This window comes from Sideroxydans lithotrophicus ES-1, assembly GCF_000025705.1.
Lineage (GTDB): Bacteria > Pseudomonadota > Gammaproteobacteria > Burkholderiales > Gallionellaceae > Sideroxyarcus > Sideroxyarcus lithotrophicus.
In genome coordinates this window covers 339,503-355,000 of sequence record NC_013959.1, presented here as the reverse complement: position 1 = coordinate 355,000, position 15,498 = coordinate 339,503, and the positions used below count along the sequence as shown (strand labels likewise).

Genomic DNA, 15,498 nt, shown 5'->3' with positions numbered 1-15,498 from the left:
ACCGTACTGAGCGACGGCCATTTTTCCCTGCTCGAGACCTTGGCCGAGCACATCGCCCAGATCATCCTCAAGGACTTCAATGCCCCCTGGGTCAAGGTCAGCGTGGCCAAGTTGCAGGCCATCCGCAACTGCAAACAGGTCGGCATCTGCATCGAGCGCGGGCAGGTGCGCTAGCCGCCGCCAAGAACAATTTGCCCAACCCTCTCTTTTTATGGATAATGCGCCCCCTTAACGGTATCCGTGCGCGTACCAAAGCCGCGCCCAACTTTAGCAAGGAAGACAAAATGAAAGCCGCCATTCACCCTGAATACAAAGAGATCGCAGTGACATGCAGCTGCGGCAACAAGTTCAACACCCGCTCCACCATGAGCAAATCGGAGCTGCACGTCGAAGTATGTTCCGAGTGCCATCCGTTCTACACCGGCACACAGAAGATCGTCGACACAGCCGGCCGCATCGAGAAGTTCCGCAGCAAGTACAATACCGGCGCCAAGACCGCCGCTTGATTGAACTTCGTTAAGTGCAAAGATCAAAAGGCAGCCTTCGCTGCCTTTTTCTTTTCAGAATCGACATCATGCGTACCTTCATCACATTCCTGATCGTCACTGCCGCCCTGCTGTCGAGCGGATGCGCGACCAACCCGGTCAGCGGCCAACAGGATTTCGTGATGATGTCGGAACAACAGGAGATCGCCCTGGGCCGTTCCGCCGATGCCCAGGTGCGCAAGCAATACAAGGTATATGACAACCCGGCCCTGCAGAGTTACGTCAACCGTGTGGGGCAAAATATCGCCAGGCACAGCCACCGGCCGAACCTGAATTACCACTTCACCGTGCTCGATTCGCCGGAGGTCAATGCCTTCGCATTGCCTGGCGGTTACGTGTACATCACGCGCGGCATCATGGCTTACCTGAATTCGGAGGCCGAACTGGCGGCAGTACTCGGGCACGAGATCGGCCACGTCACCGCGCGCCACGGCGTGCGCCAGCAGAGCGCAGCCCAGGCTGCCAATATCGGCATCTCGCTCGCCTCCATCTTCGTGCCGGAACTGAACACCCAGATCGGACAGAATCTGACCAACCTGTTCGGTGGTGCCCTGCTCTCCGGCTATGGACGCGAACATGAACTCGAAGCCGACCGCCTGGGTGCACAGTACCTGGCGCGCACCGATTACGACCCACAGGCGATGATCCGCGTAATCGGCGTGCTGAAAAATCAGGAAGCATTCGACGCAGTGGTCGCCAGGCAGGAAGGCCGCGAGCCGAGCCACTATCACGGCACCTTCGCCACTCACCCCGATAACGACACGCGCCTGCAGCAAGTAGTGGGCGAGGCCAGCCACCTGACCGTCGTCAACCCCGTCGAGAACAAAAGCGAGTTCCTGAAGGAGACTGACGGACTAGCTTTTGAAGACAGCGTCGACGAAGGCGTGGTGCGCAACAACAAGTTCATGCACCCCGCCCTCGGCATCGCGCTCACCTTCCCACCGGAGTGGAGCGTGAAGAACACTCCTACACAACTCATCGCGCTCAGCCCCAAGAGCGATGCCACCATCCAGCTGAAGATCGACGACAAGCCCTCCGGCACAGTGGCGGAGTATGTGCACCGCACCATCGGCAACGGCACGCCGGTCGAGACGCTGGAGATAGAAAAACTGCATGCCGCCATCGGCAGCGCCAACAACACTGTGCTCGGCATCATCTATTACGACCGCAAAGCCTTCCTGGTCCAGTGCGATGCCAAGACGAGTGCGGCCATCGACGCAGAACGGACTGCGATGAAAACCACCATCCGCAGCTTCCATGTACTGAGCGCAGCCGAGCGCAAACAGATCAAGCCGCTGGAGATCAAACTCATCACTGCCAGAAAGGGCGACACTTACGCCAAGCTGGCACAACACTCGCCGTTGGGTAAGAATGCGGAAAGTTACCTGCGCCTCATCAACGCACAATACCCGCAAGGCGAACCTGCCACAGGACAAACGCTCAAGGTCATCGAATAGAAACCAGATGTACGCCTATTACACCAAGCTAAAAGAGCCTGACATCACGCCGATCAAGGCGGGCTTCCTGTTCCTGCTGTGCGCTGCCTGGACGCTTACCGGACTGGTCGGGCACGATCCGTGGAAGCCGGACGAGGCCTATGGCTTCGGTCTGATCTACCACTTCATCCAGAACAGCGACTGGATCGTTCCGACACTTTCCGGCGAACCTTACCTGGACAAACCGCCGCTGTATTACTGGACCGCTGCCGTGTTTGCCAAGGCGCTCTCGCCCGTCCTGCCGCTGCACGATGGCGCGCGACTGGCGACCGGTTTCTATACCGGACTCACGCTGCTGTTCGTCGGCCTCAGCGGGCGCGAGCTGTTCGGCAACAATCGCGGCTGGCCCGCAGCCATCATCCTCATCGGCTGCCTCGGCATGCTGGTGCGCGCGCACGAGATCCTCACCGACAATGCATTGCTCAGCGGCTGCGCCATGATGCTGTACGGCTATGCACTCAGCCTGCGGCGCGCAAAACTGGCCGGCATATTCATCGGTGTCGGCCTGGGTATCGGCTTCATGAGCAAGGGCTTCATCGCACCGATGCTGTTCCTGTTGATCAGCATCGGCCTGCTGTTGTTCCGCCACTGGCGCACGCGCAACTACTTCGCCACGCTGGCCATCGCATTGCTGTGCGCGCTTCCCTGGTTCGCGATCTGGCCCTGGCTGCTGTTCCAGCATTCACCGCATCTGTTCATCGAATGGATATGGACGCGCAACATCGGCCGCTGGTTCAACTTTGCCCGTAACGGCAATTTCCGCGAAGCCTTCTATTACCTGAAAGCCCTGCCCTGGATGGCATGGCCAGCTGCCCCACTGGCGGCATGGACCGTATGGGAGGCACGCAAGCGCATCGTGCAGGAACCCGAGTTCCAGCTGTTGCTGACCAGCTTCGTCGTCATGCTCGTCACCTTGAGTTTCGTGCCGGACATCAACGACCAGAACGGCATGCCCATGCTGTTGCCGGTCGCGCTGCTCGCCACCGCGGCTCTTTCCACCGTGCGCCGCGGTGCGGCGAATGCGCTGGACTGGTTCGGCATCATGACTTTCGCCCTGCTCGCCATCGGACTGTGGTGGGGCTGGGCCGGCCTGCTGCTCGACAACAATGCCAAGATCACCCATTGGCTGAAGGACTACCAGCCCGGCTTCGTCCCGTCCTTCGAGGCGATCCCGTTCTGGATCGCCGTCTCGATCACCGTGTTATGGATCGTACTGGTGTGGCGCGTCGGACGTTCGGTGCGCCGCTCGCTCATCAACTGGGCTTCGGGCGTCACCCTGCTGTGGATACTCGTCATGACGCTGTGGTTGCCGTGGCTGGATAGCGGCAAAAGCTATCGCCACATGATCGAAGACCTCGTAACGAACCTGCCGCAGAAATACCACTGCATCGCCGGCGTGCGCATCGGCGACAGCCAGCGCGCCATGCTGCTGTACTTTGGCGACCTGGATCCGCGCCGCCGGGCGACGCATGTATGCGACCTGCTGCTGGTGCAGGGCAACCGCATCGCCAAACCCATCGAGGACGAGATCGGCTGGGAGAAGATATGGGAAGGCGGTCGCAAGGGCGACCAGAACGAGCGCTTCCGGCTTTACCGTCGCGTCAGGAATTAACAGCACGCAACTGCAAAATAATCACTTCACGCCTTCGACCTGAAGGATGCGGATGTCCTCCAGCGGCTCCGTGCCTTTCGCCAGACGCAGGAAGCGCGGGAAAGTGCCAGTCTTGTGCACCACCCATTCGCCCTGCCCCATCTGTTCAAACCGCCCCAGATGTGCTCTCAGCTGTTCGAGCTGTGACTGCCTGACCAGGAAATAAAAGCGCCCGGTCTTGGGCAATTGCCCCGGGTCGTCGACCGCATAACACGGTGAGCTGTCGTACAACCCCAATTCGCGCGCCACGATATCCATCTGATACACATACACCGGCGCATCCGGCTTGCCTGCCAGCTGCACCGCCGCATTGTGCGCAACGCTGCAGGCAGTAAAGGTCAGCGCATTGGTCAGCACCAGGAAGGTATACACCATCGCGATGCCGAACACCGGATAGGCCAGCACCGCACCAGCACGCAGCTGCCTGCGCATGACATAGCCATATGCCAGCAAGACAACGAACATCCCCAGCACCACGGTCATCACGATGCGGTTGGCGACATACACGCTCAATCCTACGGCAAGCCCGGCCAGCAAGACCGCAACTGCCAACTGCACAATGAAAAGTACACGGCTATCACCCTGCCGTGCCAGCCAGTCACGCAGGAACTTGCCGCACAGGATGGCGGCGAACGGAAACAGGATCACCGTGTAGTGGTCGAGCTGGAAACTGGTGGCACTGAACAGCAGGAAGGTGACGAAGAACGCTCCGCACAGGAACACAAAACGCGCGCGCCCTTCGGCATCGGGCGCGAAGAACTGGCGCGCGCCGGCAACCATTGCCGCCACGAACACCGCCACCCACGGCAGGAACGCCCACAGGAACACCAGCACGAAATAGAACGGGTTGCCGTTGGTGTTCTTGATCGGCCCTGTATTGAAGAAACGCCCGAACTGGCTGTCCCACAGGAAGAACTTGATGCCGGAGACATGCGTCTGGCCGAACACCACCTTCTCCGGATGCAGATCGAATTGCCGGTACAGCGCGATCACTTCCGGCGCGGTGAACAGCAGCGACAGCGCGAGCGCCAGCAGCCATTTCCCGCTCCACAGCTTGTGCCACTGCCTGCGGTACATCCACATGCACACCAGCCCGCTGGTGATGGTGATCAGCGTGAACACGCCCTTGGTCATCACCGCGCAGGCGCTGAACAGCGCGCCCAGCAGCAGGTATTTCAATTTGGCTTGCGCGTCATAGCGCAGCCAGTAATAGCATGCACCCATGATAAAACCGGTGAGGTAGGTCTCCGCCTTCACCTCGATGGAAGAATCCATCAGGTGATACACCGACACATACACCAGCACCGACAGCCATGCCGTTTCGCGGCCGTAGAACAGGCGCGCGATGCGCCAGGTGTAGTAAGCGCCGACCAGGTGGAACAGGAAACCCGGTAGGATGTAGGTGAACGCGCTCACACCGCCGAGCTTGAAGAACAGCGCCGTGATCCAGAACGGCATGTGCGGCTTGTCCAGCCAGTCGTTGCCGTCCAGCACCAGGTTGGCCCAGTCGTTGTTGAGCGCGATGTGCTGGGACAAGGCCGCGTAGGTGATGGAATCGCCGCCGTTGATGATGGGGGAGAGCATGGCGGCTGCGTTGATCAGCAGGGTAATTAAGATTAGCCATTTGGCTTGGTGGGTGATGTTCATTGTTGCAATGCTACCTTTTTATTTGCTTCTGCCAAACTCCCCGTTCGCGGCTGGTTCCCTCTCCCACCGGGGGAGGGTTAGGGTGGGGGAACACTTGTTGCATTCCCTCCCCTTTTAACACCAACATCGTCGGGGGTAGCCCGACAGCTAGTCACTTTCTTTTGCTTCGCCAAAAAGAAAGTAACCAAAGAAAAGGCGACCCCGGTGCACCGCCCCTTCGGGGTTCCCTGCGTTGCTCAACCAAACAGGCCTCCTCATAAACTCGCACGATCCGCTGCGCGTCCACGTGCTCAAACATATTCGTCGGACTACCCCTGTCTGGCCTGCGCTACTCGGCGGTGCACAGGGGAGAAAAAAGCGAACACCAAATTCAAAAAACAAAACCTCCAAACCATAGGTGGGCGCAAAGCGCCCACCTACTCACATACAAAAGCGTGGGCTGTGCCCACACAAAACCGCTTTTGACTTTCTTCCCCTGTGCGCCGCCTCGATATTTCACCAACAAGCGGAGTTTTAGGCGAGCACTGTCCGAGTTCCGCGGTGAGGCACGGGGTGTGTGCCTCACTAGGGCGAGTTGCGCAGCCCCGCTTGTTGGCGAAATATCGAGGGAACCCGAAGGGCGGCAAACCGGGGGCGCCTTCTTTTGGTTACTTTTCTTGGCAAGACAAGAAAAGTGACTAGCTGTCGGGCTACCCCCGACGGTGTTGCTTTGAATCCATACGGCGCAATACCCGTTGGTTATTGCGCCCTACGCTTGCTACTTGGTTTTATTCGGTGGAGTCCCGCGCATTGTGAGCGTGGCTGACCACGACTTAGCTTCATTCCAATTCTTCAGTAGGGCTCCACACACTTCACAGTTAATAGAATCTTTGTCGCGGAAGGTAAGGCGTGTCATCGTAAGTCGATATGTAGCACCGCAAGTACTGCAAGTAATCAAAGATTCAGTAATGGCCATTTCGCATCCTATTGTTCAGCAACTCTTTTACTCTTCTCTATCTCTTTGTAGTGCCAGTCATAAAATTCATTCATTACACGTTGTTCTTCGCGATCAGCACGGAGATGGCCGATGTAGCCATCGATTAACATTATGACGGCCAGCCAAATCAACTGCCCGGATGGCACATGGGTCTGCCAATCCGAAATCAAGAGAAAAAAACCTAGAGGAAGGATAATAATGGAGGTCAAAGGGACTGTCTCAAAAAGCCAAAGCGCCCCTTTAAAAATATTGAAGACCACATCCCAAATCCAAGCTCCAAACGATTTTTTGTGTGTCTCCATGTATTCGATCCTCTATGGCTTAACGCAACTTCGGCGTCTCACAAACCACATCCCCATTCTGCGCCCGATTGCGCAGAGCATGATCAATCAACACCAGCGCCAACATCGCCTCCGCAATCGGCGTAGCCCGAATCCCCACACAAGGATCATGCCGCCCCTCGGTGGAAACCTTCACCACCTCCCCCGCCTTGTTGATCGAGTTGCGTTCGATGCGAATGCTGGAAGTCGGCTTGATCGCATAGTGCGCGACGATATCCTGCCCGGTGGAGATGCCGCCGAGGATGCCGCCGGCATTGTTCGAAGCGAATCCATTGGGTGTGAGTTCGTCGCCGTGTTCGCTGCCGCGCTGGGTCACACAATTGAAGCCCGCGCCGATCTCCACGCCTTTCACCGCATTGATGCCCATCAGCGCATGGGCGATGTCGGCATCGAGCCGGTCGAACACCGGCTCGCCCCAGCCCACCGGCACGTTGTGCGCCACCACGGCGAGCTTGGCGCCGATGGAGTCGCCGGACTTGCGCAGGGCGTCCATGTAGTCTTCCAGTTGCGCGACGTAGGTCGCATCGGCGACGAAGAAACTGTTGCCTTCCTCGTGCACATCGGCCCAGGTCTTGAACGGGATCTCGATCTCGCCGAGCTGCATGAGGTAGCCGCGCACGGAGACGCCGTAGGTCTCATGCAGCCATTTCTTGGCGATGGCGCCCGCCGCCACGCGTGCCGCCGTCTCCCGCGCCGAGGCACGGCCGCCGCCGCGATAGTCGCGGATGCCGTATTTCTGCCAGTAGGTGTAATCGGCGTGGCCGGGGCGGAAGGTCTCGGCGATGCTGCCATAGTCCTTGCTGCGCTGGTCTTCGTTGCGGATCAGCAGCGCGATGGGCGTGCCGGTGGTCTTGCCTTCGAACACGCCGGAAAGGATCTCCACCGTGTCCGATTCGCGGCGCTGGGTGACATGGCGCGAGGTGCCGGGCTTGCGCCGGTCGAGGTCAGTCTGGATGTAGGCGGCGCTCAGTTCCATTCCCGGCGGGCAACCGTCGACGATGCAGCCGATGGCCGCGCCGTGCGATTCGCCGAAGGATGTGACCGTGAAGAGGGTGCCGAATGTGTTTCCAGACATGACGTTATCTCGCTAAAAGAGTTCATGAAGTTTAACATAGCGACTCCGACGCGGTGGGGCGAAGCCCTCCGGTGCGGGAGGAGTCGCAAGCGGCTGCTCACGGCTCTTCGCATCGCGACAAACTCTTTGCAGCCGCTGACAAACCTTTTGAGAGAGACGCACCCATGAAAGCCATCCTCGCCACCGCCCCCGGAAGCACCGACGTCCTGCAACTGCGCGACATCCCCAAACCCGAACTACCCTCAGCGCATCACCTGCTGGTGAAGCTGGCCGCCGCCGGCGTGAACCCGGTGGACACCAAGTTGCGCGCGAAGCCGGTGTATTTCCCCGACAAGCTGCCCGCCATCCTCGGCTGCGACGGAGCCGGCACCGTGGAAGCGGTTGGCAGCGCGGTGACGCGCTTCAAGGTCGGCGACCAGGTGTTCTTCTGTAACGGCGGCATCGGCGACGAGCCCGGCAACTACGCCGAATACACCACGCTGCACGAGGACTACTGCGCGAAGAAGCCCGTCAAATCCGGCTTGCAGGACAGTGCCGCACTGCCGCTGGTGTTCATCACCGCATGGGAATCGCTGGTCGAGCGTGTCGGCCTGCAAGCCGGGCAGACCGTGCTCATCCATGCCGGTGCCGGTGGCGTCGGCCATGTCGCGGTGCAACTGGCTCGCCACCTGGGTGCGCGCGTCGCCGTGACGGTGAGTGACGATCACAAGGCCGCACTTGCCCGCGGCTACGGCGCGGAAAAGACCATCAACTACAAGACGCAGGATTTTGTGCAGGAGACATTGAGCTGGACCAATGGGCAGGGTGCCGACGTGGTGTTCGACACGGTTGGCGGCGAGACTTTCCTGCGTTCGCTGCCCGCGGCCCGGGTGTACGGCAAGGTGGTGAGCCTGCTCTCCACGCCACTTTCGCTGGCGGACACGCAACTGGCGCGGGTGCGCAACCTGTCGCTGTGCTACGACCTCATGCTCGCGCCCCAGGCGATGGGCCTGCATGACGACCGCATCCGCCAGCGCAAGATACTGGAACAGGCCGCAGCGCTGGTGGATGCCGGCAAACTGACGGTGCACGTCTCGCACAGGCTGCCAATGGAACAGGCAGCCGAGGCGCACCGCATGCTTGAAGCGGGCGGCACGGTCGGCAAGATCGTGCTGACGATGGGCTAACGTGTTCGTCGATACACACTGCCATTTGGACGCTGCCGAATTCGGCGGCACGCAAACCGAAGTCGTGCGCAATGCCGCTGCCGTTGGCGTGAACCGCCTCATCATCCCCTCGGTAGCCTGCAGCAACTTCGAGACGGTGCGCGAGCTGTGCGAGCAATACCCGAATTGCGCCCCCGCTTACGGTATCCACCCCATGTACACGGACAACGCAATCCCGAGAGATTTGGAAGTATTGCGCGACCACCTTAAACAACATTCCGCCATCGCCGTTGGGGAGATCGGACTGGATTTCTTCATCCCGCACTACGACCAGGTGCGGCAGGAACATTTCCTCGTCGAGCAATTGAAGCTGGCGCGCGATTTCGATCTGCCCGTGCTGCTGCATATCCGCCGCGCACAGGACACCATTCTCAAGCACCTGCGCCAGATCAGGGTGCGCGGCGGCATCGCCCATGCCTTCAACGGCAGCCACCAGCAGGCGGATGAATTCATCAAGCTCGGTTTCAAGCTGGGTTTCGGCGGTGCGATGACCTATTCCCGCGCCACCAAACTGCGCGAGCTCGCCGCCACCCTGCCGCTGGACAGCATCGTGCTGGAGACCGATGCGCCTGATATCCCGCCGGACTTTCTCGAACGCGGACTGCCGAACGAGCCGAAATACCTGCCGCGCATCGCGCAGACGCTGGCCGAGTTGCGCGGCATGTCGCTGGAGGAGACTGCGCGGGCGACGACGGAGAATTCGCTGGCCGTGCTGCCTGCATTAATCCCAACGCATTTAGGGCACCTCGAAAAACCGTAGCGAGCGGCTTGAGTGCAAGGCGCACGGAACGCAGCAACCGCAATGTACGTTGTTGTACATGAGGATTGCGAGTACCGCGCAACGCCGCAATCAAGTCGCGTAGTAGGTTTTTCGAAGTGCCCTTTATAATGCGCGCCATGCAAAACACCACTCCCCCCCAATTCACCCGCACCCACATCCTGCTCGGTGACGCAGGCATCGCAAAACTGCGCGGCAAGCACGTCTTCGTCGCCGGCATGGGCGGCGTCGGCTCCTACTGTACCGAGGCGCTGGCGCGCGCCGGGATCGGCAGGCTGACGCTGCTCGACCACGACGTGGTGGTCGAGAGCAACATCAACCGCCAGCTGCCGGCGCTGCTTTCCACGGTCGGCCAGTCCAAGGCCGAGCTGATGCACGCGCGCATCGCCGACATCAACCCGGAATGCCAGGTCACGCTGCTGCGCACTTTCCTCAGCACCGAGAACGTGAACGAACTGGTGCCCCCCGATTGCGACTACGTGATCGACTGCATCGACTCGCTGGCGTGCAAGGAGGCGCTGGTGGCGGAAAGCTTCAAGCGCGGACTGAAGGTCGCTTCCAGCATGGGGGCGGGCAACCGTCTCGACCCGACGCATATCAAGGTGGCGGACATCAGCAAGACCGAGATGTGCCCGCTGGCCAAACAGATGCGCCACCGGCTGCGCAGGCACCACGGCATACGCAAGGGCGTATTGACGGTGTTCTCGGACGAGCATCCGAGCGCACCGTTGCCGCCGGAACCGACCAGCCGCGGGCGTCCGCGCGCGGTGAACGGCACCATCAGCTACATGCCGCCGCTGTTCGGCTTCATGCTGGCGGGGGCAGTGCTCAAGCGGCTGCTGGAAGAATGATCAAACCACTTCCCAATCCTCCACATCGCCGCTGATCACCTTGAACAACGGATGAATGGATGGCGGCTCGCCATTGGGCAGTCTTTCAAGGGCCGCCCTGTCGCGCACCTCCAGCTTTGCCCGGAGATGGGACAGTTCGTAGGCTATCTGTCCGTCGGTGACCGGTATCCGGACGGCGGTACCCTGCCGCAGTATCTTTGTTGCATCGAAGTTGTAGCCGCGGCGTTCGGCTTCGCGCTGCACTTCATGCAGGTAGGCAGCGATGGCCTCCAGCGGCTGTTCATGTTTCCTGAAGCGCTTTAGCTGCGGGTGGTGGCGATAGCCCCTGGTCTCGCCGGACAGGACCTTTTGTGCCAGCAACGCCTCGCGCCACAGCGCCACCAGTCCTTTGGCATCCAGGTAGCGGGGGTGCACAGACCAGATCCGCATCAGTCGCCACCCTGCAAAGGAAACCGTGCCAGCACCTCGTAGCGTGCCCCCTGCTCGTCACTCAGCGAGTGCACCAGCACGAAGTCCTCGATTCGCCAGCGTACCGTGCGCATGGCTGGCAGGCTCGCCTCGCTCCATTGCGCGTTGCGCAGCAAGGTGACATGCGGTTTGTACGGGCGTTGCTCGAAATGAAAACGATGTTTGCGAAGGCTGTGCTCAAGGTCGATGACCAGATCGGCCAGCTGTACCGGGACCGTCTGCGGAGCCGCATAGACGATATGGTTATGCCCCCAGTAATGCGCCTCCGTCAGGTCCAGTCCGAATCCCCGGCCGCTCACCTCCTGTGCTGCCAACCGCAACGTTTCCAGTCGGTGTTCGGCCACATTGCCGACGAATACCAGCGTCGTGTGCAAGGTGTCGGGCAGCATCGCCCGCCCCCCGCACGATTCGCGCAACGGCGGCTGCCACGCGGCCAAAGCGGTACGTTCGACCGTGTTCGGCCAGAGCGCAAAGAACAGCCGCAGGACCGTTTCTTTTTCCTTGCTTTCCATGTTCCCAGCTTAACAGCTCGCTTCTGGTTCGTCAGTGTCGAGCAAAGACGCGGGATACTGTAGAATGCGCAACTTGTTGAACTGCAAAAAACCATGACTGCACGTTTGCGCGAAATCCCCTACAACTACACCTCTTTCTCCGATCGCGAGATCGTGCTGCGCATTCTGGGCAGCGAGGCGTGGGACATCATCGACACCCTGCGTGAGGAACGCCGCACCGGCCGCTCGGCAAGGATGCTGTACGAAGTGCTCGGCGACATCTGGGTGCTCATGCGCAACCCTTATCTGGAAGACGACCTGCTCGCCAACCGCAAGCGTCGCGAAGCGCTGATCGGGGCGCTGCGCCACCGCCTGAACGCCATCGAAGCGCGGCGCCAGGAGAATACCAAGGTCAAGCGCCTGCTCGACCTCACCCACACGGCAGTCGACCAGTTCGCGGCCGAATTCGAGCATACCCTGCAATTGCGCAAACGCGCATTGCGCAGCTTGAGCCGCATCACCCGCAGGGACAATATCCAGTTCGACGGCCTGGCGCGCGTCTCGCATGTGACCGATGCCACCGACTGGCGCGTGGAATATCCTTTCGTGGTGCTGAACCCGGACACCGAAGATGAGATCGCGCCACTGGTGCGTGCCTGCATCGAGCTCGGCCTGACGCTGATCCCGCGCGGCGGCGGCACCGGCTATACCGGCGGCGCGATCCCGCTCACCAGATACTCCGCCGTCATCAATACCGAGAAGCTGGACAAGCTTTCCCCGATCGAATATCTGACGCTGCCCGGCCTGAGCACCCCGTATGCCACCATCCACTGCGGCGCCGGCGTAGTTACTCGCCGCGTGATGGAGGCGGCGGAAGCCGGCAAGCTGGTGTTCGCGGTCGACCCGACCTCGGCCGATGCCTCGTGCATCGGCGGCAACGTGGCGATGAATGCAGGCGGCAAGAAGGCTGTGCTGTGGGGTACGGCGCTGGACAACCTGGTCTCGTGGAAAATGGTCACCCCGGACGGATTGTGGATGTTCGTCGAACGGCTCGACCACAATCTCGGCAAGATCCATGACGTACCAGCCGCCCGTTTCCGCGTCTCCCGTTTCGAGGCGGACGGCAGGACACCGCGCGGCGAACCGGAGATACTGACCATCGCCGGCAGCGCTTTCCGCAAGACCGGCCTGGGCAAGGACGTCACCGACAAATTCCTTTCCGGCCTGCCGGGCATCCAGAAAGAGGGCTGCGACGGCATCATCACTTCGGCCCGCTTCATCCTGCACCGCGAACACCAGTTCACGCGCACCGTCTGCCTGGAATTCTTCGGCCAGGTGCACGAGGCGGTGCCTGCCATCGTCGAGATCACCTCGATGTTCAACAACCGCGGCGCGTCTGCCGCGCCGGCCCTGCTGGCGGGTCTGGAACATCTGGACGAGCGCTATCTGAAGGCAGTGGGTTATGCCACCAAATCGAAGCGCGGCACGCGCCCGAAGATGGTGCTGGTCGCCGACGTGGTGAGCGACGACGAGCGTGCGGCAGGCGAAGCGGCGTCCGAGATCGTGCGCCTGGCCAACCTGCGCCACGGCGAGGGTTTCATCGCCGTGTCCGCCGAAGCGCGCAAGAAGTTCTGGCTGGACCGCGCCCGCACCGCCGCCATCGCGAAACACACCAATGCCTTCAAGATCAACGAGGACGTGGTGATCCCGCTACCGCGCATGGGCGATTACTGCGACGGCGTGGAGCGCATCAACATCGAACTGTCGCTCGGCAACAAGATCAAGCTGCTGGACGCGCTGGACGAGTTCTTCACCGGCGAACTGCCGCTGCGCTACCAGGACGATGCGCAACTGGGCGATGAGGAACTGCTGGGCAACCGCCCGCAGGCAGCACGCCAGTTGCTTGCCGAAGTGCGTAGCCGCTGGACATGGCTGCTGGAAAATCTCGACGCGAGCGTCGACAGTACTGAGTTCCAAGTGCTGAACGCCGAGTGGGCGGCTCAGCACTCAGCACCCAGCACCCAGCACTCGACCGTCTTCCAAGCCCTGCAGGATCACCGCATGCGCGCCTCATGGAAGCGCGAGCTGCGCGATCCGTTGCGCCATATCTTCAGCGGCAGCACCTACCTGCCCATCCTCGAACAATGCGACGCCACCCACCAGCGCGTGCTGAAGAGCCGCGTGTTCGTGGCGCTGCATATGCACGCGGGCGACGGCAACGTGCACACCAACATCCCGGTGAACTCGGATGACTACGCCATGCTGCAACAGGCCTATGGCGCCGTGGACCGCATCATGAAACTGGCGAAGGACCTGGGCGGCGTGATCTCGGGCGAGCATGGCATCGGCATCACCAAATTCGATTTCCTCGAACAGCAGGAGGTGGCGCCCTTCGTCGCCTACAAGCAGAAGGTCGATCCGGACGGCCATTTCAACAAGGGCAAGCTGTTGCCGGGCAGCAACCTGGAACACGCCTACACGCCCAGCTTCAACCTGATGGAGCTGGAGAGCCTGATCCTGGAAAAGAGCGAACTGGGCGAGATCTCCGATTCGATCAAGGATTGCCTGCGCTGCGGCAAGTGCAAGCCGGTCTGCACCACGCACGTGCCGCGTGCCAACCTGCTCTATTCGCCGCGCAACAAGATCCTCGCCACTTCATTGCTGATCGAGGCGTTCCTGTACGAAGAGCAGACCCGGCGCGGCGTTTCCATCGCGCACTTCGACGAGTTCAACGATGTGGCCGATCACTGCACCGTGTGTCACAAGTGTCTCAAGCCTTGCCCGGTGGACATCGATTTCGGCGATGTGTCAGTGGCGATGCGCAACTTCCTGCGCAAACAGGGACAGAAGAAATTCAGTCCGGTCACCGCAACATCGATGCTGTACCTGAACAGCACCGACCCGGTCACCATCAAGCTGCTGCGCAAGGTGATGATCGAGTGGTCCTACAAGGCGCAACGCTTCGGCTACCGTATCGCCAAGCATCTGGGATTGTTCCGCCAGCAGGTGGCACATCCGCCTGCCAGCGTGGGCAAGCCGCCGATCCAGGCCAAGGTGATCCACTTCATCAACAAGCCGATGCCGGGTGGTTTGCCGAAGAAGACCTCGCGCGCCCTGCTCGACATCGAGGACAACACCATCGTGCCGGTGATCCGCAACCCGCATAAAGTGAACGAGGAATCCGAGGCGGTGTTCTATTTCCCCGGCTGCGGCTCGGAGCGCCTGTTCGGCCAGGTAGGTCTGGCGACGCAGGCGATGCTGTACGAGATCGGTGCGATCACCGTACTGCCGCCGGGATACCTGTGCTGCGGCTATCCGCAGACCGCGGCGGGTTTCGAAGACAAGGGCAGCCAGATCACCACCGACAACCGCGTGCTGTTCCACCGCGTGGCAAACACGCTGAACTATCTCGACATCAAGACCGTGATCGTATCCTGCGGCACCTGCATGGACCAGTTGCTGAAATACCAGTTCGAGAAGATCTTCCCCGGCTGCCGCCTGCTCGACATCCACGAATACCTGCTGGAGAAGGGCGTCAAATTGCAGGGAGTGCAGGGTACCCGCTACATGTATCACGACCCGTGCCACTCGCCGATGAAAACATACCAGCCGCTGAAGGTGGTGAACGAGTTGATGGCCATGCCTGTCGCACTGAACGACCGCTGCTGCGGTGAGGCGGGCACTTTCGGCCTGAGCGTGCCGCAGATCGCCACCCAGGTCCGCTTCCGCAAGGAAGAGGAGGTGCGCAAAGGCGCGGATGCCTTGCGCGCCGACGGCTTCCAGGGCGAGGTGAAGATACTCACCTCCTGCCCCGCCTGCCAGCAGGGCCTGAGCCGTTATACCGACGATGCCGGCACGACCACCGATTACATCGTGGTGGAGATGGCGAAACACCTGTTGGGATCGTCCTGGCTTGAAGACTATGTGGCAAAAGCCAACGATGGCGGTATCGAGCGCGTGCTGTTATAGGATAG

13 protein-coding genes (1 of these 13 running past the window's edge) are annotated in these 15,498 nt (G+C 60.7%); 8 read left to right on the top strand and 5 right to left on the bottom strand.

Annotated elements, in window-relative coordinates; all coding sequences use genetic code 11:
• The 4 genes from folB to SLIT_RS01685 form a co-directional block, all read left to right on the top strand.
• On the top strand, positions 1-174 hold the final stretch of the coding sequence (gene folB, locus SLIT_RS01700) for a dihydroneopterin aldolase (protein ID WP_013028487.1). Its footprint begins 183 nt before the window's first position; only the last 174 of its 357 coding nucleotides appear in the window; its start codon lies beyond the left edge, outside the window; its stop codon occupies positions 172-174.
• A 110-nt stretch (positions 175-284) separates the two neighbouring features.
• Positions 285-506 (top strand): 50S ribosomal protein L31, encoded by a 222-nt coding sequence (gene rpmE / locus SLIT_RS01695; protein ID WP_013028486.1) that lies wholly within the window; start codon positions 285-287, stop codon positions 504-506.
• A gap of 68 nt (positions 507-574) precedes the next feature.
• Positions 575-2,002, top strand: a complete 1,428-nt coding sequence (locus SLIT_RS01690) for a M48 family metalloprotease (protein WP_013028485.1) — start codon at positions 575-577, stop codon at positions 2,000-2,002.
• A 7-nt stretch (positions 2,003-2,009) separates the two neighbouring features.
• Entirely contained in the window at positions 2,010-3,653 is a 1,644-nt protein-coding gene (locus SLIT_RS01685) for an ArnT family glycosyltransferase (protein ID WP_013028484.1), read from the top strand.
• A 21-nt stretch (positions 3,654-3,674) separates the two neighbouring features.
• Here the strand turns inward: SLIT_RS01685 and SLIT_RS15010 are convergent, their stop codons facing one another.
• The 3 genes from SLIT_RS15010 to aroC all read right to left on the bottom strand — a co-directional run bounded on the left by SLIT_RS15010 (position 3,675) and on the right by aroC (position 7,731).
• On the bottom strand, positions 3,675-5,339 hold the full coding sequence (locus SLIT_RS15010; RefSeq protein ID WP_013028483.1) for an ArnT family glycosyltransferase: 1,665 nt from the start codon (positions 5,337-5,339) through the stop codon (positions 3,675-3,677).
• Positions 5,340-6,302: 963 nt separating this feature from the next.
• Positions 6,303-6,617 carry a hypothetical protein gene (locus SLIT_RS01675; protein ID WP_013028481.1) on the bottom strand — a complete coding sequence of 105 codons (315 nt, stop codon included), beginning with the start codon at positions 6,615-6,617 and terminating at the stop codon, positions 6,303-6,305.
• A gap of 19 nt (positions 6,618-6,636) precedes the next feature.
• Entirely contained in the window at positions 6,637-7,731 is a 1,095-nt protein-coding gene (gene aroC / locus SLIT_RS01670) for a chorismate synthase (protein ID WP_013028480.1), read from the bottom strand.
• 164 nt (positions 7,732-7,895) lie between these two features.
• Between aroC and SLIT_RS01665 the strand changes: the two genes are divergently transcribed.
• The 3 genes from SLIT_RS01665 to SLIT_RS01655 all read left to right on the top strand — a co-directional run bounded on the left by SLIT_RS01665 (position 7,896) and on the right by SLIT_RS01655 (position 10,565).
• Positions 7,896-8,897 carry a zinc-dependent alcohol dehydrogenase family protein gene (locus tag SLIT_RS01665; RefSeq protein ID WP_013028479.1) on the top strand — a complete coding sequence of 334 codons (1,002 nt, stop codon included), beginning with the start codon at positions 7,896-7,898 and terminating at the stop codon, positions 8,895-8,897.
• A gap of 1 nt (position 8,898) precedes the next feature.
• Positions 8,899-9,696: a TatD family hydrolase gene (locus tag SLIT_RS01660; RefSeq protein WP_013028478.1), complete on the top strand. Its 798-nt coding sequence runs from the start codon at positions 8,899-8,901 to the stop codon at positions 9,694-9,696.
• A 128-nt stretch (positions 9,697-9,824) separates the two neighbouring features.
• Positions 9,825-10,565: a tRNA threonylcarbamoyladenosine dehydratase gene (locus tag SLIT_RS01655; RefSeq protein ID WP_013028477.1), complete on the top strand. Its 741-nt coding sequence runs from the start codon at positions 9,825-9,827 to the stop codon at positions 10,563-10,565.
• Here the strand turns inward: SLIT_RS01655 and SLIT_RS01650 are convergent, their stop codons facing one another.
• Positions 10,566-10,994 carry a pyrimidine dimer DNA glycosylase/endonuclease V gene (locus SLIT_RS01650; RefSeq protein ID WP_013028476.1) on the bottom strand — a complete coding sequence of 143 codons (429 nt, stop codon included), beginning with the start codon at positions 10,992-10,994 and terminating at the stop codon, positions 10,566-10,568.
• The gene (thpR, locus tag SLIT_RS01645; protein ID WP_013028475.1) at positions 10,994-11,545 is read right to left on the bottom strand and encodes an RNA 2',3'-cyclic phosphodiesterase; all 552 of its coding nucleotides are present in this window, start codon (positions 11,543-11,545) and stop codon (positions 10,994-10,996) included. The genes SLIT_RS01650 and thpR overlap by 1 nt, the downstream gene beginning before the upstream one ends.
• 93 nt (positions 11,546-11,638) lie before the next feature.
• Here thpR and SLIT_RS01640 point away from each other — a divergent pair, with 93 nt between their 5' ends.
• Positions 11,639-15,493: a DUF3683 domain-containing protein gene (locus SLIT_RS01640; RefSeq protein ID WP_013028474.1), complete on the top strand. Its 3,855-nt coding sequence runs from the start codon at positions 11,639-11,641 to the stop codon at positions 15,491-15,493.
• The last annotated feature ends 5 nt before the right edge of the window (positions 15,494-15,498 follow it).

Bases quoted from the DNA above. Each gene is read 5' to 3' on its own strand.
- rpmE (WP_013028486.1), top strand. From the start codon at position 285: ATGAAAGCCGCCATTCACCCTGAATACAAAGAGATCGCAGTGACATGC.
- SLIT_RS01690 (WP_013028485.1), top strand. From the start codon at position 575: ATGCGTACCTTCATCACATTCCTGATCGTCACTGCCGCCCTGCTGTCG.
- SLIT_RS01685 (WP_013028484.1), top strand. From the start codon at position 2,010: ATGTACGCCTATTACACCAAGCTAAAAGAGCCTGACATCACGCCGATC.
- SLIT_RS15010 (WP_013028483.1), bottom strand. From the start codon at position 5,339: ATGAACATCACCCACCAAGCCAAATGGCTAATCTTAATTACCCTGCTG.
- SLIT_RS01675 (WP_013028481.1), bottom strand. From the start codon at position 6,617: ATGGAGACACACAAAAAATCGTTTGGAGCTTGGATTTGGGATGTGGTC.
- aroC (WP_013028480.1), bottom strand. From the start codon at position 7,731: ATGTCTGGAAACACATTCGGCACCCTCTTCACGGTCACATCCTTCGGC.
- SLIT_RS01665 (WP_013028479.1), top strand. From the start codon at position 7,896: ATGAAAGCCATCCTCGCCACCGCCCCCGGAAGCACCGACGTCCTGCAA.
- SLIT_RS01655 (WP_013028477.1), top strand. From the start codon at position 9,825: ATGCGCGCCATGCAAAACACCACTCCCCCCCAATTCACCCGCACCCAC.
- SLIT_RS01650 (WP_013028476.1), bottom strand. From the start codon at position 10,994: ATGCGGATCTGGTCTGTGCACCCCCGCTACCTGGATGCCAAAGGACTG.
- thpR (WP_013028475.1), bottom strand. From the start codon at position 11,545: ATGGAAAGCAAGGAAAAAGAAACGGTCCTGCGGCTGTTCTTTGCGCTC.
- SLIT_RS01640 (WP_013028474.1), top strand. From the start codon at position 11,639: ATGACTGCACGTTTGCGCGAAATCCCCTACAACTACACCTCTTTCTCC.